This window comes from Collimonas pratensis (assembly GCF_001584185.1).
Taxonomy (GTDB): domain Bacteria; phylum Pseudomonadota; class Gammaproteobacteria; order Burkholderiales; family Burkholderiaceae_D; genus Collimonas; species Collimonas pratensis.
The window spans coordinates 5,466,573-5,486,269 of record NZ_CP013234.1; the positions used below are offsets into that span (position 1 = coordinate 5,466,573).

Here is a 19,697-nt window from a genome sequence, read left to right on the forward strand (position 1 = left end):
CGGCGAGACGTTGCGTTACGGCCATGCACCGACGGATATTGCGTAAAATGCCATATGCCGTCCGCCCGCAGCGCGCCACCGACAGGCGTCAACAGAACAATATCGGCGCCGCCTCTCACTCTAGATCGATCACACCATGCAAGCAGGAATGCTCTACGCCATCGCCGCCTACGTCCTGTGGGGCTTGTTCCCGATTTACTTCAAGGCGCTGGAAGCGGAGATTCCGCCGGTCGACATCGTCGCCCACCGCATCCTCTGGTCCTTCCTGTTCCTGATGATCGTGCTGACCGCGCGCAAGCAGTGGGCCTGGGTCGGGCCGGTGCTGCGCCAGCCGCGCGTGATCGGCGGCTTCGTCGCCAGCGCCCTGCTGCTGACCGCCAACTGGACCACTTACATCTGGGCGGTCAACAATAACCACATCGTCGAAGCCAGCCTGGGCTACTTCATCAATCCGATGGTCAGCGTCGCGCTTGGCCTGGTGTTCCTGCACGAACGGCCGCGGCCGCTGCAATGGCTGGCGATCGCCATCGCCGCCGGCGCCGTGCTGTGGCTGACCTGGCAGGCCGGCCATCCACCCTGGATTGCGCTGACCCTGGCCGTGACCTTCGGCGGCTACGGCTTGCTGCGCAAGACCGCCAGCCTTGGCGCGCTGCCTGGCCTGGCGCTGGAGACCGCGCTGGTGCTGCCGCTGGCGCTGGCCTTCCTGGTGTATACCTCGCTGCAAGGCCACAACACCTTCAGCAGCGCCTCGACCTCCACCAAGTGGCTGCTGGCGGCGGCCGGGCCGATCACCTCGATCCCCTTGCTGATGTTCGCCGCCGGCGCCCGCCGCATTCCGCTATCGCTGGTCGGCGTGCTGCAGTACATCACACCTTCGCTGCAACTATTGTTCGGCGTCTGGCTGTACGGCGAGCAGCTGGATGGCGACCGCCTCAACGGTTTTATCCTGATCTGGTGTGCTTTGGGACTGTATTCGGCCGAGGGACTATGGCGAACGTTTAAAATACGCCCAGGCACGTCGGCCTGAAGGCTTGGCCTTAACAACTCGTCAACCCGGCGCGCATAGGTTATTCTTGGCAGTTCCGGCCCGTTAGCAAGGGCCGCTCTTATTCACCGCATTACTTTTTTATCATCACTGCTCCTCATGGCCCAATACGTCTACACAATGAACAAGGTCGGCAAGATCGTGCCGCCCAAACGCCAGATCCTGAAAGATATTTCGCTGTCGTTCTTCCCCGGCGCCAAGATCGGCGTGCTGGGCCTGAACGGTTCCGGCAAATCGACCCTGCTGAAAATCATGGCCGGCATCGACAAGGATATCCAGGGCGAAGCCGTACCCATGCCGGGCCTGAACATCGGCTACCTGCCGCAGGAACCGCAGCTCGATCCGGAACAGACCGTGCGCCAGGCCGTCGAAGGCGGGCTGGGCGAAGCGTTTGAAGCACAAGCCAAGCTGGATGCGGTGTACGCGGCCTATGCCGATGAAAATGCGGATTTCGATGCGCTGGCGGCCGAACAGGCGCGGCTGGAAGACATCCTCGCCACTGCCGGCGATGGCAATCTCGACCTGCAGCTGGAAATGGCCGCCGACGCCCTGCGCCTGCCGCCATGGGACGCCAAGATCGGCGTTCTCTCCGGCGGCGAAAAGCGCCGCGTGGCGCTATGCCGCCTGCTGCTGTCGAAGCCGGACATGCTGCTGCTGGACGAGCCGACCAACCATCTGGACGCCGAATCGGTCGACTGGCTGGAACAGTTCCTGCAACGCTTCCCGGGCACCGTGGTCGGCATCACCCATGACCGCTACTTCCTCGACAACGCCGCCGAATGGATCCTGGAACTGGACCGTGGCCACGGCATCCCCTGGAAGGGCAACTACAGCTCGTGGCTGGAACAGAAGGGCGACCGCCTGAAGCAGGAAGAGGCGACAGAGTCCTCACGGCAGAAAACCATCGCCAAGGAACTGGAATGGGTACGGCAGAATCCGAAGGGCCGCCAGGCCAAGAGCAAGGCGCGCCTGGCTCGCTTCAATGAATTGAGCGAGCACGAATACCAGAAGCGCAACGAGACCCAGGAAATCTTCATCCCGGTGGCAGAGCGCCTGGGCAATGAAGTGATCGAGTTCAAGAACGTCAGCAAATCGTTCGGCGACCGCATGCTGATCGACAACCTCAGCTTCCGCATCCCGGCCGGCGCCATCGTCGGCATCATCGGCCCGAACGGCGCCGGTAAATCGACCTTGTTCAAGATGATCACCGGCAAGGAACAGCCGGACAGCGGCGAAGTGGTGCTCGGCACCACCGCCCGCGTCTCCATCGTTGACCAGTCGCGCGATTCTCTGTCGGACCAAAAGACCGTGTTCGAAGACGTCTCCGGCGGCGCCGACATCCTCACCGTCGGCCGTTTCGAGATGCCGTCGCGCGCCTACTTGGGACGCTTCAACTTCAAGGGCGGCGACCAGCAAAAGATCGTCGGCAACCTGTCCGGCGGCGAGCGCGGCCGCCTGCACCTGGCCAAAACCTTGCTACAGGGCGGCAACGTGCTGCTGCTGGATGAACCGTCCAACGATCTCGACGTCGAAACCTTGCGCGCGCTGGAAGACGCCTTGCTGGAATTCGCCGGCAGCGTGATGGTGATCAGCCATGACCGCTGGTTCCTGGACCGCATCGCCACGCACATCTTGGCTTTCGAAGGCGAATCGCAAGTCTCGTTCTTCGACGGTAACTACCAGGAATATGAAGCCGACAAGCGCAAGCGCCTCGGTGAAGAAGGCGCCAAGCCTAAGCGCATCCGCTACAAGCCTGTAACGCGCTGAATGACGTGATCGAGACAGAGGGCGCTTGCGCTTTCTGTCTTTCGCGGCGGACGGCCGGCCTACATCATTTCCTCGACCATTTTTTTGATCTTCACCGCTTTTTCAAAATGGTCTAGCTGATGTCGCTTGATCCACCATTCCGCCGCTTCCATCAATAAGGCCGGATTATCGTTCTTGTTGGCAAAGAAGGCATAAAACGATAGCCCTACATCCGCGCCCTTGTCTTTGATTTTCTTGTTGCATACGTCAATTATTTTTTCCCTCAAACCTGCCCTCATGGCATTTTCCTCTTTAGGCAAGCGAACTTAGATGTGTTGCCAGGCCAGGATGCCCAGCACCACGCTGACGCCTCCCGCGCCGTAAGCCAGTTTCTTCAGCCACTCCTTGCGCGTCAGCAGCGTAATCGCCGCCAGCGAAATCGCGATCTGGATCGCTGTCATCGCCTGCGCCCAGCGGTGATGCTGGTGCAATACCTGCTCTGACTTCTCATCCCAGGCGCTGGCCTCTTCTTCCAGCTGCTGAGCCTTCTTTTGCACCACTTCTTTTTCGCTCTTGTAGCGCGCCGCTTCGGCGGTGTAGTGCGCCGCATCGACGCCGGGAATATGGGTCGCCAGTTCGGCCAGGTTTTGCCGGCTGGATTTGGCCTGGTAGTAGTTCCACTGGTTGGACGCTTCGGTTTTCTTGATGGCGGCGTTGTTCTTGTTCATCGCCGCCTCGCTTTCGGTGGAACCGGCCTGGTAGCTGAACATGGCGCCGACGGTGGCCATGATGGCGGTCATCACGGCGATCTTGCCGGCGAAATTGTCACCGCTGCCGTGGGCGTGCTCGGTGACGTGTTCCAGATGGTGTTCGTGCGGGCTGAGGACTTCGAATTCTTCGGACATTGGCAAGTAATGATTAAGTGTGATGGGGCAGACGTTAATTTACATTATGCAATATTAAGGTCTCTTGAAATTCCTTCTCAAGAAAATATTGATTGCTCGGGAAAATGAAATGGCGTGTTTTTTGCTCCAAGAAGAGCGAGCGCCCTTGAATGCCTTGCCACATATACCGATCCCTTACTCTAGTTTGCCGGATTCGCTCAATATTCCCGTTTCTCAAAATTGCTATTGGGATAGAATTCATGGCCGATTGCTATCAAAACAGATGATGTCGCATCGCCGTCAAAGGCGCGAAATTCCAGCAAGTGAGTTTGCTCAAGCGTTTCAGTATCGTTCTCGCAACATGACAAATAATAAAAAATCCCTTCTGGTTTTTTGCGTACTGCTCTTGCTGACCCTGGTTTTCTGGTGGCCTACCCTGTTCGAGGGCAAGAGCCTGATACACGGCGACTCAATCATCCATGGCTTGCCGCTGTTCGATTTCCACTCCCGCTTCCTGCATGGCGGCGAGACGCCGCTATGGACCGACAAGGTCTACGGCGGCCATCCGTTGTTTGCAGAAGGACAAGGCGGTTTCGCTAATCCGCTCAATATCCTGCTAGCCTGGCTGCTGCCGCCGGTGATCGGCGTCAATATCTTCCACCTGGTGTGCATGCTGATTGCCGCCGCCGGTGTCTTCGTACTGTGCCGGCTGCTGGGCCGCAGCGCCTGGTCGGCCGGCTTTGCTGCACTGGCTTTGGTTTTTTCCACGGCCTGGCTGCAGGAACAGAATAACCTGACCATTTCCGGCACGCTGGCATGGGCTCCCTGGGCGCTTGCTGCGACAGAAGCCTGGCTCAGGAAACCGCTTGCCAGACAGGCGGTACTGCTGGCGGCGGCAGCGACGATGATGATCCTCGCCGGATATCCTCAACTGGTGCATGCCACTGCGCTATATGCCGTATTTTCCTTGTTCGCCATGCCGTTTTCCGAAGATGGCAGGAAACTGTGGCGAGCGCAGCGGCTTCAACTGGTGACGACTGCAGCGCTTGCGGCATTGCTGTTCCTGGGGCTCGCCGCGGTGCAATTGCTGCCGCTGCTTGAACTTGCATCGCTCTCCCATCGCAGCGCCGGGGTTGGCCTGTTTTTTGAATTTTCACCCATGGCGGTGCTGCGCGGGCTGCTGTACACCCCCACTCAGCTGGCGCTGGCGCGCGACCGGCTCGACCAGATCCCGGGAATCGGCAGCCTGCTGGTCTGCATGCTGGCCTCGCTGTTCCCACTGTTTAAGTCGTCCTGGCGTGAAAAAGGGATTCTGCTTGCGGTGCTGATACTGATACAGCTCGGTGCAGGCAAGGCCTCGCCGCTATTTCTCATGCTCTACGACTGGCACCTGGTGCCGGGTCTGCATTTTTTCAGGACCACGCAGTCCTATCTGGAAATCGCCTGCATCGGCATCGCTGTCCTGGCCGCCTTTGTCATCGATAGCCTGAGCAGCCAGGGGCGCGCGTCCGCTGCGGGCTGGCGGCGCCACAAGCGCCTGTGGCTCGCCGCCATTTTCTATATCGCGGCCTGGGGCATCCTGATCGCCATCAGCGTTGAAACGGCGACGCCTTGGCAGCATCTTGCCATTGCCGCCCTGGCATTGATCGCCGCCGTGATTCTGGTGGCCAGCGGCAAAGCGCGCCACATCCCGCTGCTGATGTTTGCGCTGCTGCTGCTTGAGTGCTGTGCGCTGCGGCTGCATCTGTTTCATTTCGGCGACGTCTCCCTGCTGCGGCGGCCAGCAACCCTGCAGGCATTGGCGCAACGCTATCCGATCCAGGACACCAAGTTCATCAATCACAGCCTGGCGGTCGCCTACGCCATGCGTAATTCAAGAGTTCCGGATCTGGATGCCAATGCGGAAAGAGCGCTGGCCTCGAACGCGGCGCTGAGCAACATGCGCTGGGATACGCCATCGGAAGACGGCGCCCTGGCCTTGCCCTTGCGCGCCCGGGCTCTGCTGATCCCTGTGTTTGAAAACGAGATGGAGGGCCGCACCAAGACAGGGCCCGGCCAGCGCGCCATCGATCTGCTCGGCGTCCGCTTCATCTCCGCAGACCGGCAACTGACGGCGCCGGGTTTTCAGGTTGCCGTGCATGACCAGCAGCAGAACATGTGGATCATGGAAAACACGGCTGCACAGCCGCTGTTCCAGAGCTTTACCCGCTATCGCCCCGTGTCTTCGGACGATGAAGCGCTGCAGCTGCTGCAAACGCCGCGCCAGCCGGAACTGATCATCGAAGCAGCCAAGGGACAGACGCTGCCACCGTTGTCGGACGCCGACAACAAAGCGGATGCCATCCGCTTCAAAGTGCTAACCAAGCAGCCTACTTTTTACGCAGTCGATGTGGATGCCGCCGAAGCGGGCTGGCTGTTCCTGGCCGACGCCAACTATCCCGGCTGGCGCGCCACCATCGACGGCCAGGCGACGCACGTATTCAGCGGCCAGTTGCTGGGCAAGGCAGTCATGGTGCCGGCAGGCAGGCACAAGCTTGAATTCCGCTTTTCATCATCGACCTTTCGCTACGGCTTGTGGTTATCATTGCTGACGCTGCTGATTTCGGCGGGATTGCTGGTCCGTTCATTTCTGCTGCAACGCCGCCGGCACCGCTTCGATGCAATAGCCAGATAAAATTAACGCCGACTCCGCAACGACGGGGGAGGACATAAAAGATGGAGATGTATGTCAAACGCAGCCGTATCGAATCAGCTTATTGCAGTCATCCTGCCAGCCTACAACGAAGAACTGACCATTGCCGATACGGTCAAGGCGTTTCACGCCGCCTTGCCAGAAGCGGTGATCTACGTCATCAACAATAATTCCAGCGACCGCACGCGTGAATTCGCCGAACAGACGCTGCAGCAGCTGTCGTGTCCCGGCCGCGTGCTGAACGAAGGCCGCCAGGGCAAGGGCAGCGCCCTCCGGCGCGCGTTCATCGAAATCGACGCCGACATCTATGTGCTGGCGGATGCCGACCTGACCTATCCGGCAGACCAGGCCCGCGAATTGATGGCTCCGGTGCTCGAAGGCCGCGCCGACATGGTGGTGGGCGACCGCCAGTCCGGCGGCGACTATGCGCGCGAAAACCAGCGCTCGTTCCATGGCTTCGGCAACGGCCTGGTGCAATGGATGGTGAACCGCCTGTTCCGCGCCAAGCTGGTCGACATCATGAGCGGCTACCGGGTCTTCAGCCGCGACTTTGTCAAGACTTACCCGGTGCTGGCCGAAGGCTTCCAGATCGAAACCGACATGACTTTGCATGCCTTGCACAAACGCCTGCGGATTGTCGAAATACCGGTTGCCTACAAGGACCGGCCGAGTGGCAGCGTGTCCAAGCTCAACACTTTGTCCGACGGCACGCGCGTGCTGTTTGCGATCGCCCAGATTTTCCGCTATTACCGTCCGCTGGCGTTTTTCAGCACGCTCAGCCTGATCCTGCTGTTGTCCGGCTTTGCTGCCGGTGTGCCGGTATTTGATGACTGGATCCAGTATCGCTACATTTATCACGTCCCGCTGGCCATCCTGGCGACCGGCCTCTGCATTGCGGCGGCGATGGCCATCGGCATCGGCCTGATCCTCGATTCGGTGGCACATCAGCAGCGTCTCGAATTCGAGCTGCGCTGGCTGTCGCGTTCGGAACGCCGTCAAGGGTAGCCAGGAAAGTTATCGCAGTCTCCGGCGGAAGACAAAATAGCGCGCGAAGAAATAGTTGATGAACATGCCGGCGATGCTTCCCAGCGCCACGCTTGCCAGCGGGCGGTAGGAAGCCGTGGGAAGCAGCGATACTGCAATCGCATAGACCAGGTAGTTGACGGCGCCGCCGCCCAGCATCAGGCCGAAGTACTTTGCATATTCCTGGAAAATCGATACGCCGGAGACGCGGTTGCGGAAAGTAAACTGGCGGTTCAGCAGCCAGGTCGCCGTCGCGGCGCAAAAGAAAGAAGGCACGCGCGCCCAGTACAAACCCAAGCTGCCCTTGAGCAGATACAGTACGCCTGCGTCCACCAGAAATCCCACCGTTCCGACAACGCCAAAGATAAGAAATTCTTTGCGGATGTTCAATTGCAGCCTCTGTTTCTGATCTCTGCCATGGGCAGATTCGGTTAGCGCCTGTGCGGCCGCTATCTTAGCATCGTTGTTCCGGAGACCTTCCGGACGCCGCCAGGCCGTCCCCGCAATAAAAAAAGCCAGCTGATGATTTCAACTGGCTTTTTTGCTGCCCGGATCAGGAATCCCGGATCAATAGGTATAGAACATGCGCTGGATTTCTTTGGTGTCTTTGGTCTTGGTCAGCGCCAGCATCAGCAGGATGCGGGCCTTTTGCGCATTGAGTGTATCGGCTACCACGAAGTCCAGCTCGTCGTCGTTAGCCTCGCCGTTACGCGCCACGATGCCTTGGCCGACGCGGCTGGCGCGGACGATGATCACGCCTTTTTTGCGCGCTTCAACCAGCGGCGTTTTCATTTGCGCTGCAACGCTGCCGTCGCCGACGCCGGCCTGGATGATGCCCTTGGCGCCGGAAGCCACTTGCGCATCGAGTGCGGCGCGGGTCATGTTGGCGTAGCCGTAGATGATGTCAACCTGCGGCAGCACGTCCAGCTTGCTGACGTCGAATTCGGTATCGACCGTGTTCTTGCGGGTCGACTGGCGGTAGAAGTAAGCCTTGTTGCCCTGGATGTAGCCCAGCATGCCGAGTTCGGTCGACTTGAAGGTGTCGGTGGTTGAGGTGTTGGTCTTGGTGACTTCGCGCGCAGCGTTGATCTGGTCGTTCAGCGACACCAGCACGCCCTTGCCGATGGCATCCTTGCTGCCGGCCAGCAGGACCGCGTTGTACAGGTTGATCGGGCCGTCGGCCGAGATCGCGGTCGATGGACGCATGGCGCCGACCACCACCACCGGCTTGCGGCTCTTGACCGTGAGGTCGAGGAAGTAAGCGGTTTCTTCGATGGTGTCAGTACCGTGGGTGATGACGATGCCGTCCACATCCGGTTGCGCCAGCAGCGCGTTGACGCGCTTGGCCAGCTTCAGCCAGTGGTCGTTGGTCATGCTTTCGCTGGCGATCTGGAATACCTGCTCGCCCTTGACGTTAGCGACTTTCTTCAGCTCCGGCACGGCGGCGATCAGCTTTTCCACGCCCACGGTGGCCGAGGTATAGCCGACGGTGGTGGTGCTGTCGGCGCCGGTGCCGGCGATGGTGCCGCCGGTCGCCAGGATCACGACGTTCGGCAGTTTGGCCTGAGCATCTTGCGCGTGCACCGCGGAAGTCGACAGCAACAGGGCGCCGAACATCATCAGTGCATAGGATTGCGCAGTGCGCAGTGTAAGTTTGCGGGTAGACATAAATCTCCTGATTTTGTGAATAATTGTGGACCGCAGCCTGGGCTGGAAATAAAGCTGAAAAACAGGCCAGACAGCGGTCACGCGGCAGTTCAATATTGCTCAATACGCATTGAGCAATACGCCGTCGCGCAGCGAAACTGTAACGGAAAGTGGACAACCAGCCTATGCTAACTATGCATAGCTTTATGCACAACCGTTATAGTCATCGCCGAGATCGGGCAGGCGCGCGATTTTATTATCAAAAAGAAATGTCAGTCAACGCCTGCCCCGTTTTTGCCTACGCTGCCGTACTGGCTTCGGCTGCCTGCGTAATGAGCAGCTCGCGGGTGGGGAACGGGATCGAGCAGTTCACCGACGCCAATGCCGCTTGCAGGTTTTGTGCCAGCGACCAGCGCACCGCCCAGTATTCGGAAGTGGTGGTCCAGGCGCGCATGTTCAGCATCACCGCGCTGTCGGCATGATCGGTGACCACTACCAGCGGCGCCGGCGTCGCCAGGATCCGCTCGTCCGCCAGCAACAGCTTTTGCAGGGCCTGGATCGCCGCGGCCGGGTTGTCCTTGTAATTGATACCGACCGGCATGTCGATACGGCGCGTATTGTTGCGGCTGAAGTTGGTCAGCGCACTGTTCCAGAGCTGATTGTTGGGCACGAACAGACAGATGCCGTCGGCCTTGGTCAGCTTGGTGGCGAACAGGCCGATTTCATCGACCGTGCCTTCGATGCTGCCGTTGGAAATGTATTCGCCCACCTGGAACGGCCGCAGGAACAGCAGCATCATGCCGGCCGCGATGTTTTGCAAAGTGCCTTGCAAAGCCAGGCCGATGGCCAGGCCGGCGGCGCCGAGAATGGCGACGATACTCGCGGTCTGCACCCCGAACTGACCCAGCACGGCCACCAGCGTGATCAAGCGCACCAGCCACAGCAGCACGCTGCGCAGCACCGGCCGCAAAGTGGCGTCGAGGCTGGCGCGGATCATGACGCGGTCGAGCGCATTGGCAAAACGCGATGACAGCCACCAGCCTACTGCCAGCGTGAAAATGGCGAGTACGGCGTTCAGGCCGTAGTGCAGGGAGGATTCCAGAAGGAAATTCCAGAGCGTTGTAAGTTGATTGACGGCTAATATATTCAAGGGCAGCTCCTGTTGCTTGTAAGGAAAAGCGCGAACCGGGTCCGCAAATTCAGTCCTCTATGTTACCAGTTGACTTAGATACAACCCGCAAAACCCAGCCAGAGCGCTCCGGGTTTGCTACCATACGGCTGATTCGCCCACCTTCTTTAGCCACCGCACTGCGTCACCCCGTCAGCACAATATGAGCAAATTCTGGAGTCCTATCGTCAGCCGCCTGACGCCTTATACCCCCGGCGAACAACCCAAGCTGAGCAAGCTGGTCAAGCTCAACACCAATGAGAATCCTTACGGACCGTCGCCGCTGGCGCTGGCCGCGATTGCCGCCGAGGCGGGCGACAGCCTGCGCCTGTATCCCGATCCCGAAGCCGATATGCTGAAACGGGCGCTGGCCGAACAGAACGCCGCGCACGGCATCACCAGAGCCAACGTGTTTGTCGGCAACGGTTCCGACGAAGTGCTGGCGCATGCCTTCCAAGCCCTGCTGCAGCACGAAGAACCGATCCTGTTCCCGGACATCAGCTACAGCTTTTACCCGACCTACTGCGGCCTGTACCAGGTGGAGCACCGCACAGTGCCGCTGGCAGCGGATTTCAGCCTGCGCGTCGACGACTATCTGGGCGTCGCTGTCGGCGGCATCATTTTCCCGAATCCGAATGCGCCTACCGGCTGTCTGCTGCCACTGGCCGAGGTCGAGCGGCTGGTAGCGGGGCAACCCGATTGCGTGGTGATCGTCGACGAGGCTTATGTCGATTTCGGCGGCGACAGCGCGATCCCGCTGGTGGCGCGCTATCCCAATCTGCTGGTGGTGCAGACCCTGTCGAAGTCGCGCTCGCTGGCCGGCTTGCGGGTCGGCTTTGCGATCGGCCATCCGGATCTGATCACGGCGCTGGAACGGGTCAAGAACAGTTTCAATTCCTATCCGCTGGACCGCATGGCGATCGCCGGCGCCACTGCCGCCATCAAGGACCAGGCGCATTTCGACAAGACCCGGCAGGCAGTGATCGCCAGCCGCGAACGCATGGTGACAGGACTGAAAACGCTAGGCTTCGAGGTGCTGCCGTCGGCCGCCAACTTTGTGTTTGCGCGCCATCCGCGCCATGACGCCGCCAAACTGGCCGCCAGCCTGCGTGGCGACGGCATCATCGTGCGCCATTTCAGTGCTGCCCGCATCGCCCAGTTCCTGCGCATTACGGTCGGCACCGATGAGGCTTGCCAGGCATTGCTGGATGCCTTGCAGCTGCATCTGAAGAAATTGCCGGCCGACTTCTGACCTTGCCTCAGCGTGCCGGCGCCTATATCGCCGGCGACGCTGATTCCGCTGCCTGCATGGCCTGCAGCTGCCCAAGCCGTGACTTTTCCTTCACTCAATGTCCATGCCCATCGCATCATCCAGTGCCGCCCACCCACGCATGCGCCAGGTAGCGCTACCGCTGCTGTTCCTGCTGGTCGGCGTGACCTTCGCCAGCTGGGTTTCGCGCATCCCCGCGCTGCGCGATCATCTGCAGCTGGATCCCGCCAGCATCAGCCTGTTCCTGCTGGGCGGCGGCATCGGCGCGGTCAGCTCGTTTCCGCTGGCAGCCTGGCTGATCGGCCACTACGGCGCCCGCCGCGCCTGCTGGTATGCCGGCCTGGCGCTGTTGCTGAGCGTGCCATGCCTGGCGCTGGCGCCCAACCTGCCCGTACTGATGCTGGCGATGCTCTGTCTCGGCGTCTGTTCCAGTTGCTTCAACGTAGCGATCAATACGCTGGGCGCCGAAGCTGAGAAAATCGCCGGCCGTTCGATCATGTCGCAGCTGCACGCCTGGTACTGCGTCGGTACACTCTCCGGCGCCCTGCTGGGCAGCGCCATCGCCGGGCTCAGCATCGGGCCCTTGCTGCACTTTGCCGTGATCGTGCTGTTGGCGCTGGTCCCGCTACGCCTGTGCTATCGCGCGTTGCCAAATGACCAGCCGCAGTACATCGCCGGGAAAAAACACTTTGCGCTGCCGCACGGCCCGCTGATCGCGCTCGGCGTGGTAGCCTTTGGCGGCGCCATCGTCGAAGGCTCGGTGGCCGACTGGAGCGGCGTCTACATGAAAGACCAGCTGCTGGCCAGCGACGGCGTGGCGCCGCTGGCCTTCGCCTTCTTTGCCGGCATGATGCTGTTGACCAGGCTAGTAGGCGACCGCCTGAAAGAAGCATTCGGCGCTCGCCGCATCGTTGCCGGCGGCGCGCTGGCAGCCGGCATCGGCATGCTGATCGCGCTGGCGGCCAGCGCCATTCCCCTCGCCATTGCCGGCTTTGCGCTGACCGGGGTCGGCGTCGCCACCATATTTCCATTTCTTTTCAGCGCCGCCGGCCGTCACGGTCCGACCGCGCTGGCGGGCGTCACCACCATGGGCTATACAGGTGGCCTGATCGGTCCACCGCTGATCGGCTTTGTCGCCCACGGCTTCGGCTTGACCGTAGCGCTCTCGCTGGTCGGCCTGCTGTGCGCAGCGGTGGCGCTGGCCGCCAGCCGTGCCAAATGGCTGGAATAGGCAAGCCACTAAGCTAGAATGTGAACTGGCCCACCCTCAACCAGGAGTCCCTATGACGCTTGCCTCGATTTTTTCACTGCCACGCTTGCGCGGCCTGACCGTCAGCGCTGCCGTCGGCTTTACCCTGGCCGCTTGCGCTGCGACGCCGCCGGCGCCAGTGGCCGGCAACGATCCGGCGCTGTCAGCTGTGCGCTGGAAATTAACTAGCTGGAGCGGCCACACCATCCCGCATGGCGACAACGGTGAACCCGTGATCCTGAATTTCGACATGCAGGACGGCAAGGGCAGAGTCAGCGGCCGTGCCGGCTGCAATCAGTTTTCAGCGCCCTACTCGGTGCGCGCCGCCGGCCAGTTGACCATCGTCGAAGCGGTGACCACGCGCATGGCTTGCCCGCCGCCGGCAATGCAGTTCGAAGCCGATTTCCTCGACAAGCTGCAAGCCGTCAACAATTACAAGATCAACGGGCCGGTGCTGGAAATGAAAACCGTGGATGGCCAGACCCTCAGTTTCTATCAGCGCGAAAAACCGAGTGCCGCCGCCAAGATCAAATTTGTTTACGTCGCGGCGCAAAAAATCCCATGCAGCGCCGGCGTGATGCGCACCACCTGCCTGCAGATCCGCGAACGCAAGGAAGATCCGTGGCAGCTCTGGTACGGCAATATCGTTGGCTTCAATTTTGAACCCGGCATCGCCTACCGGCTGCGCATCCTGGAAGAACCGGTGCTCAATCCGCCAGCCGACGCCAGTTCGATCAAGTGGACGCTCGACATGATCGTGGAACAGGAAGTGGTCAAGAAATAATGGCGCTATCGGTAGAAAACAATGACCGTCTGCAGCTGTTGCTGCTGCCCGGCTTCATGCTCGACCAGACCCTGTGGGACGACCTGCGCGAGGGCCTGCAGCAGCTGGGCCAGCTGCATTTCGGCGATCTCGGCCAGGACGATTCGATCAGCACCATGGCGGCGCGCGTGCTGCAGCAGGCGCCGCCGCGTTTCATCCTGATCGGCTTTTCCATGGGCGGCTATGTGGCGCAAGCCATCATGCAGCAGGCGCCTGAACGCGTAATTGCGCTGGCGCTGCTGAACACCTCGGCACGGCAGCAGAATCCGCGCGAAATCGCCGGCAACAAGGTGCAGCTGGAACTGGCGAAGCAGGTGCCGTTCAAGGGCCTCACCAGCCGCGCGTTAGCGTCGTCGCTGCATCCTGACCTGGCGCACGACCGCGTCCTGCTGGAACGGCTGCAGGCTATGGCACTGCGCAACGGCAAGGACGTTTTTATCCGCCAGCTGTCGGCCTTGCGCAGCGACGGCTATGCCGAGCTGCATAAAATCCAGTGCCCGACGCTGATCGTCGCCAGCAACAACGACCAGCTCAGCAGCATCGCCGAGTCGCAGCAGATGCTGGAGCAGATCGCCACGGCCCACATGGTCCTGATCGAAAACTGCGGCCACATGACGCCGCTGGAAAAGCCGCAGCAGTTGCTGCAGATTTTGTCGGACTGGATCAGTAGTATCGAATATCGAATGATGATGTAACACCACCTTAAGGATTGCCAGCCATGTCTTTTCCACTTCGCCCTATCGCTTTTGTCCTGGCAGCATCCAATCACGGCAGCATGATCGTGAACCGCAACGATCATCACGGCGTCAATGAAAACAATGGTTACGGGGTCGGCTATCAGATCCTCAGCAATTCCAGTTTCGATGCCGTCGAAATAGACTTTGCGCTGGCCTTGCTGAATTGCCGGCGCCGTCATTTCGGCGATGGCGTGTTCGCCATCGACGGCGGCGCCAACGTCGGCGTCCATACCATCGAATGGGCGCGCCACATGCATGGCTGGGGCCGGGTGCTGGCCTTTGAAGCGCAGGAAGTCGTGTTCTACGCCCTGGCCGGCAACGTCGCCCTCAACAATTGCCTGAACGCGCGGGTGAAACTGTCGGCGCTGGGTGAGCAATGCGGCGAGCTGACGGTGCCGCAGCCGGACTACTTCAAGGCATCCAGTTTTGGCAGCCTGGAGCTGCGTCAGCGCCCGAATACCGAGTTCATCGGCCAGCAGATTTCCTACGAAGCGGGTGCCGGCACGACTGTACCGATGGTCAGCCTGGATTCGCTGAAACTGGAACGTCTGGATCTGGTGAAACTGGATGTCGAGGGCATGGAACTGGACGTACTGCGCGGCGCCCGCGCCACCATACAAAAGCATCTGCCGATCATGTGCATCGAGGTCATCAAATCCGACCCGGCGGCGATTGAAGTCTTTCTCAAGGAGCTAGGCTATCGTGTATTTCCAGCGGGACTGAATGCGATTGCGGTACATGAAGCGGATCCCACGCTGGCGCAGATTTCGGTCAAAGAGGGCCTGGTGCTCCTGACCAGCTGACGGTTCAAGCGGGTCAGGCAGCGCTGACCCGTTCCCTGCATCGTCTACAGCGCCAGACGCTTGCGCGCCGCCTGGTATTCAGTCTGCAGGCGATCCACCATCTGCGCAACGCTTGGTATGTCATCCATCAGGCCCACGCCCTGGCCGGCGCCCCAGATATCGCGCCAGGCCTTGGCGCCAGTGCCGCCGGAACCGAAATTCATCTTCGATTTATCCGCCTCCGGCAGATTGTCCGGATCGAGGCCGGCATTGACGATCGATTTCTTCAGATAGTTGCCGTGCACGCCGGTGAACAGATTGGTGTACACCACATCCGCCGCCGTGGACTCTACGATGGCCTGACGATAGGCATCGTCGACATGCGCTTCCTTGGTCGCCAGCCAGCGCGAGCCGATATAGGCAAAGTCGGCGCCCATGGCTTGCGCCGCCAGGATCGCATCGCCGGTAGCGATCGCGCCCGACAGGGCGATCGGACCCTTGAAGAATTTACGCACCTCGCCTACCAGTGCAAACGGCGACAGCGGTCCGGCATGGCCGCCGGCGCCGGCCGCCACCAGGATCAGGCCGTCGACGCCTGCTTCCAGCGCCTTCTGCGCATGGCGGATCGAGATCACGTCGTGCAGCACGATACCGCCATAACTGTGGATCGCATCCATCATTTCCGGTGGCGGTGCGCGCAGGCTGGAGATGATGATAGGGACCTGATGCTTGACGCATACCGCGACGTCGTGCGCCAGGCGGTCGTTCGATTGATGGACGATCTGGTTGACCGCGATCGGGCCGATCTTGGCGCCGGGATGCTCGGCCTGGTAGGCAGCCAGCTCGGCCTGCAAATCGGTCAGCCAGACATCCAGCAATTCCGCCGGCCGGGCGTTGAGAGCAGGGAAAGAACCGACGATGCCCGCCTTGCACTGGGCGGCCACCAGGGCCGGGCCGCTGGCGATGAACATCGGCGAACCGATGACGGGAAGGCTCAGGTTTTGCAACGCAGCTGGCAGTGCCATAACGACCTCTTGAATTGGGAGTTGAATGGCTGATTATAGGGGGAAGCCCAGAATAAAAAGTACGATCGTGCTAGATTTTGTCCTCTAAACCCGGCTCTCGGCTGGCTTGACGCTCTATGGACGGCTTCATCCCATTAGCGGTTTAACAAGTAACCGTCGCGCACTTCCGCCGCCCCGGCGCGCAGCAGCTGGGCCACTGTCCATTCGGCGAGGCCGGTGCCGCTGCGCTGCAGATAGCGGCGGTTGGCGGCATCGACCAGCGGCAGGCTGGTCAGCATCTGCTCCACCTCGTCCAGTCTGATCTGTTGCCGTTCCAGCAGCAGGAATTTGAGCAAGACCTTGATCGCATTGGCGGCGTTGCGCTGCGGATCGGCGGCCAGATAGGCGAGCCGCGCGAAGGCCCGCTCCAGCGCCGCGCCGGCATCGGTGAAAGGGCTGCCGTGGCCGGGAATCACCAGCCGCACGTCAAGAGAGGCAATCAGCTCCAGCGTCGCCTGCGCCTCGGCAAAGCCGGATGCGCCGTCCAGTTCCGGGAAGATCACGCCAAAGCCGTTTTCCCACAGGGCGTCGGCGGAAATCAGGATGCCGTGCTGCGGGCAATAAAACACCAGCGAATGCGGATCGTGGCCGGCCGCCGCCAGCACTTGCCATTGCAGATCGCCCAGGGTCAGCCAGTCGCCGGGCTGCAAGGTATCGTCGAAAGTGAAAGGTGCACATTGCTGGCCGGTGCCGCTGTAACTCAACGCGTCCCGGTCCCAGCGCCGCACCTGCTCGGCCTGGCCGGCGGGAATCGACGTGCGGCAGCCGTACACCTGCTGCAGGGCGGCGTTGCCGCCGCAATGGTCGGAATGCAGATGGGTATTCAGCAAACGATCCAGCGGCCGCCCTTGCAAGCCGTGCGCCACCAGCGCCAGGGTTTGCGGCGCATGGGTGAGATAGCCGCTGTCCACCAGCGCAGTCTGCGTGCTGCCGAGGAACAGGATGTTGTTGGAAGACAGCCAGCCGCGTTCCAGCACGCGCATGGTCGGCGGCAACTGGATCGCGCTCATGGCGCCGCGCGCCGTTGCCGGATCAGCTGCCAGATGGCGCGCTTCTGCGCCTCGCTGGCGCCACCCCAGGCGGCGATTTCATCCAGGCTGCGCTGGCAGCCGTCGCACAAAGCGGTGTGCGGATTCATCACGCAGACGTTGATGCAGGGCGAGGCACTGTAGTCCACGCCGGCGTCGGCAGCCGCGGAAACAATGGCGGACTTGGTTTGCAGGTTTTTCACAATGTCTCTGATTATGCTTTTTATATTGTTTATGCTGGCGATTACTACGCTTATCCATATAATAAGCGACATCACCGCCTTCCATGAGCACCACCCGCATGCTGAATATCCTACTGGCCGAAGATGAGAGCGCCATCGCCGACACGGTGATCTATGCGCTCAGCAGCGAAGGATTCCAGGTCCACCATTGCCTGCTCGGGAGCGCCGCCCTGCAGCAGGCGCGCAGCGGTCAGTTCGACCTGGCAGTGCTGGATGTCGGCCTGCCCGACATGAGCGGCTTCGACGTCTGCCGCGAGTTGCGCAAATTCTCCTCGCTGCCGGTGATTTTCCTGACTGCGCGCGGCAGCGAAATCGACCGCCTGATCGGTCTCGAAATCGGCGCCGACGACTACATGGTCAAGCCTTTCTCGCCGCGCGAACTGGCGGCGCGCATCCGCGTCGTGCTGCGTCGCCTGGGTCATGCGCCGGCTGCCGAGAATAGCACTGCCGGCAGCACCCCGGCCAGCGTCACGCTGGGTGCGTTCGAGATGGATGCGATCGGCATGCGCATACGCTATGCCGGCCAGGCCCTGCAGCTGACGCGCTATGAATATCTGCTGCTGAAGATGCTGCTGAGCCGGCCCGGCGGCATTTTCAGCCGCAACCAGCTGATGGACTCGATCTGGCACGATGCCCCGGAGAGCACCGACCGCACCGTCGACACCCATGTCAAGACCCTGCGCATCAAGCTGAAAGCCGTGACGCCCAGTGCCGACCCGATCCACACTCACCGCGGCCTCGGCTATTCGCTGGAATTGGCGCCGCCATGAAACTCGGCATCCGCATCCTGCTCGGCTATTTCCTGATCGTCGGCCTGGCCGGTGTCTTCATCCAGCGCGTGTTCCTGGCGGAGGTCAAGCCAGCCGTGCGACAGGCAATGGAAGACACGCTGGTCGACACCGCCAATATCCTGGCCGAGCTGGCGGCCGACGACATGAAGCAGGACCATATCGCCGACGGCAATTTCGCGCGCCGCGTACGCGAATATGCGCATCGCGGCGTCGACGCCAAGATCTGGAGTTTTCGCAAGACCACGCTGGACTACCGCATCTACGTCACCGATCTCAATGGCATCGTGCTGTTCGATTCCACCGGCCGCGCCGTCGGCCAGGATTATTCGCGCCGCAACGACGTCTACCTGACCTTGCAAGGCAGTTACGGCGTGCGCTCCACGCGCGATATCGACAGCGACGAACGCAGCACCGTGATGCACGTGGCGGCGCCGATCATCGACAACGGCAAGATGATTGGCGTGCTGACCGTGGCCAAGCCCAACAATACCTTGCAGCCGGCGATTTCGCAGAGTGAGAAAACCATCCTGCGCTGGGGCGCCCTGCTGCTGTTTCTGTCGCTGGCGGTCGGGCTGGCGGTGACTTTGTGGATCGGCCGCTCGCTCGGCGCCCTGCAGCGCTATGCCCGCGCGGTAACGGCCGGCGAACGGGTACAGCCGCCAGTCAATGGCGCCAGTGAAATCGTCGAACTGGGGCAGGCGCTGGAGTCGATGCGGCAAAAACTGGAAGGCAAGCAGTACGTCGAACATTACATCCACAGCCTGACCCACGAAATGAAAAGCCCGCTGGCAGCGATCCAGGGTGCTGCCGAACTGCTCGATGAAAATTTGCCGGATGCCCAGCGCCGCCGCTTCGCCCACAATATTCGCAGCCAGTCGCAGCGGCTGGCGGAACTGATAGAGAAAATGCTGGCGCTGGCGGCGATAGAGCATCGGCAAACCCTGGAGAACGTGGTCGCCATCGATCTCGGCGAACTGCTGGATGAAGTAATCAACCTGCTGGAGCCGCGCCTGCAGCGTACCGGCATCAGCGTGCGCAGGGACATATATCCGCCAGGATCGGCGCTACAGCCAAGAATTCGCGGCGAAGTTTTTTTGTTGCGCCAGGCGCTGATCAACCTGCTGGACAACGCCATCGATTTCTCGCCGCCGGATAGCGTGATCGTCATCAAGAGCGATTTCTCGCTGCCGGGCACCGTCAAGCTATCGGTGCGGGATAGCGGTCCCGGCATACCCGCTTACGCCCTGACGCGGGTATTTGAGCGCTTTTATTCCCTGCCACGGCCCGGCAGCACCGAAAAAAGCACCGGCCTCGGACTTTGTTTTGTACAGCAGGTGGCAGAGTTGCACCACGGCCAGATCAGTTTGCGCAACTGCGGCGACGGCGGCGCCGAGGCGCAACTGAGCTTGCCCGCCGATCCCGGCTGATACCGATGCCGCTCGGGTCCAGCTTCACACTCGCTTCACATTAACGCCGTCGCAGCCTCGCACAGACGCCGTTGTCGAT

19 protein-coding genes are annotated in these 19,697 nt (G+C 61.0%); 11 read left to right on the forward strand and 8 right to left on the reverse strand.

Annotation, left to right across the window (positions count from 1 at the left end):
* The first annotated feature begins 136 nt into the window (after positions 1–136).
* Entirely contained in the window at positions 137–1,027 is an 891-nt protein-coding gene (rarD, locus tag CPter91_RS24315; RefSeq protein ID WP_061945265.1) for an EamA family transporter RarD, read from the forward strand.
* A 117-nt stretch (positions 1,028–1,144) separates the two neighbouring features.
* Complete coding sequence (gene ettA / locus CPter91_RS24320; protein ID WP_061945267.1) at positions 1,145–2,812, forward strand: energy-dependent translational throttle protein EttA; 1,668 nt, start codon at positions 1,145–1,147, stop codon at positions 2,810–2,812.
* Between the two features lie 59 nt (positions 2,813–2,871).
* Here ettA and CPter91_RS24325 read toward each other — a convergent pair whose 3' ends face one another.
* Both CPter91_RS24325 and CPter91_RS24330 read right to left on the reverse strand, forming a co-directional pair.
* Positions 2,872–3,090 carry a DUF6500 family protein gene (locus CPter91_RS24325; protein WP_061946605.1) on the reverse strand — a complete coding sequence of 73 codons (219 nt, stop codon included), beginning with the start codon at positions 3,088–3,090 and terminating at the stop codon, positions 2,872–2,874.
* 27 nt (positions 3,091–3,117) lie between these two features.
* Positions 3,118–3,696: a DUF4337 domain-containing protein gene (locus CPter91_RS24330; RefSeq protein ID WP_061945269.1), complete on the reverse strand. Its 579-nt coding sequence runs from the start codon at positions 3,694–3,696 to the stop codon at positions 3,118–3,120.
* A gap of 340 nt (positions 3,697–4,036) precedes the next feature.
* Between CPter91_RS24330 and CPter91_RS24335 the strand changes: the two genes are divergently transcribed.
* The gene (locus CPter91_RS24335; protein ID WP_150119804.1) at positions 4,037–6,349 is read left to right on the forward strand and encodes a hypothetical protein; all 2,313 of its coding nucleotides are present in this window, start codon (positions 4,037–4,039) and stop codon (positions 6,347–6,349) included.
* 51 nt (positions 6,350–6,400) lie between these two features.
* Positions 6,401–7,372, forward strand: coding sequence for a glycosyltransferase family 2 protein (locus tag CPter91_RS24340; RefSeq protein WP_061945273.1), 972 nt, complete (start codon positions 6,401–6,403; stop codon positions 7,370–7,372).
* A 9-nt stretch (positions 7,373–7,381) separates the two neighbouring features.
* On the opposite strand, the gene CPter91_RS24345 is transcribed toward CPter91_RS24340, so the two are convergent.
* The 3 genes from CPter91_RS24345 to CPter91_RS24355 all read right to left on the reverse strand — a co-directional run bounded on the left by CPter91_RS24345 (position 7,382) and on the right by CPter91_RS24355 (position 10,187).
* Positions 7,382–7,780 (reverse strand): GtrA family protein, encoded by a 399-nt coding sequence (locus tag CPter91_RS24345; protein WP_061945275.1) that lies wholly within the window; start codon positions 7,778–7,780, stop codon positions 7,382–7,384.
* Between the two features lie 177 nt (positions 7,781–7,957).
* The gene (locus CPter91_RS24350) at positions 7,958–9,010 is read right to left on the reverse strand and encodes a type II asparaginase (protein ID WP_061946607.1); all 1,053 of its coding nucleotides are present in this window, start codon (positions 9,008–9,010) and stop codon (positions 7,958–7,960) included.
* Between the two features lie 325 nt (positions 9,011–9,335).
* Entirely contained in the window at positions 9,336–10,187 is an 852-nt protein-coding gene (locus CPter91_RS24355) for a mechanosensitive ion channel family protein (protein ID WP_082793220.1), read from the reverse strand.
* Positions 10,188–10,368: 181 nt separating this feature from the next.
* Between CPter91_RS24355 and hisC the strand changes: the two genes are divergently transcribed.
* The 5 genes from hisC to CPter91_RS24380 all read left to right on the forward strand — a co-directional run bounded on the left by hisC (position 10,369) and on the right by CPter91_RS24380 (position 15,087).
* Entirely contained in the window at positions 10,369–11,457 is a 1,089-nt protein-coding gene (gene hisC / locus CPter91_RS24360) for a histidinol-phosphate transaminase (protein ID WP_061945279.1), read from the forward strand.
* A 103-nt stretch (positions 11,458–11,560) separates the two neighbouring features.
* Positions 11,561–12,706, forward strand: coding sequence for an MFS transporter (locus CPter91_RS24365; RefSeq protein WP_417924831.1), 1,146 nt, complete (start codon positions 11,561–11,563; stop codon positions 12,704–12,706).
* A 52-nt stretch (positions 12,707–12,758) separates the two neighbouring features.
* Positions 12,759–13,508: an META and DUF4377 domain-containing protein gene (locus tag CPter91_RS24370; protein WP_061945283.1), complete on the forward strand. Its 750-nt coding sequence runs from the start codon at positions 12,759–12,761 to the stop codon at positions 13,506–13,508.
* Complete coding sequence (locus CPter91_RS24375) at positions 13,508–14,242, forward strand: alpha/beta fold hydrolase (RefSeq protein ID WP_061945285.1); 735 nt, start codon at positions 13,508–13,510, stop codon at positions 14,240–14,242. The genes CPter91_RS24370 and CPter91_RS24375 overlap by 1 nt, the downstream gene beginning before the upstream one ends.
* A gap of 23 nt (positions 14,243–14,265) precedes the next feature.
* Complete coding sequence (locus CPter91_RS24380) at positions 14,266–15,087, forward strand: FkbM family methyltransferase (protein WP_061945287.1); 822 nt, start codon at positions 14,266–14,268, stop codon at positions 15,085–15,087.
* 44 nt (positions 15,088–15,131) lie between these two features.
* Here CPter91_RS24380 and CPter91_RS24385 read toward each other — a convergent pair whose 3' ends face one another.
* The 3 genes from CPter91_RS24385 to CPter91_RS24395 all read right to left on the reverse strand — a co-directional run bounded on the left by CPter91_RS24385 (position 15,132) and on the right by CPter91_RS24395 (position 17,361).
* On the reverse strand, positions 15,132–16,091 hold the full coding sequence (locus CPter91_RS24385) for an NAD(P)H-dependent flavin oxidoreductase (RefSeq protein ID WP_061945289.1): 960 nt from the start codon (positions 16,089–16,091) through the stop codon (positions 15,132–15,134).
* A 134-nt stretch (positions 16,092–16,225) separates the two neighbouring features.
* Positions 16,226–17,140 carry an MBL fold metallo-hydrolase gene (locus CPter91_RS24390; protein WP_061945291.1) on the reverse strand — a complete coding sequence of 305 codons (915 nt, stop codon included), beginning with the start codon at positions 17,138–17,140 and terminating at the stop codon, positions 16,226–16,228.
* Positions 17,137–17,361 (reverse strand): DUF1289 domain-containing protein, encoded by a 225-nt coding sequence (locus CPter91_RS24395; RefSeq protein ID WP_061945293.1) that lies wholly within the window; start codon positions 17,359–17,361, stop codon positions 17,137–17,139. Before CPter91_RS24395 ends, CPter91_RS24390 begins: the two co-directional genes overlap by 4 nt.
* 98 nt (positions 17,362–17,459) lie before the next feature.
* Here CPter91_RS24395 and creB point away from each other — a divergent pair, with 98 nt between their 5' ends.
* Positions 17,460–18,170 (forward strand): two-component system response regulator CreB, encoded by a 711-nt coding sequence (creB, locus tag CPter91_RS24400; protein WP_236905905.1) that lies wholly within the window; start codon positions 17,460–17,462, stop codon positions 18,168–18,170.
* The gene (gene creC, locus CPter91_RS24405) at positions 18,167–19,618 is read left to right on the forward strand and encodes a two-component system sensor histidine kinase CreC (RefSeq protein WP_061945298.1); all 1,452 of its coding nucleotides are present in this window, start codon (positions 18,167–18,169) and stop codon (positions 19,616–19,618) included. The genes creB and creC overlap by 4 nt, the downstream gene beginning before the upstream one ends.
* Positions 19,619–19,697 lie beyond the last annotated feature (79 nt).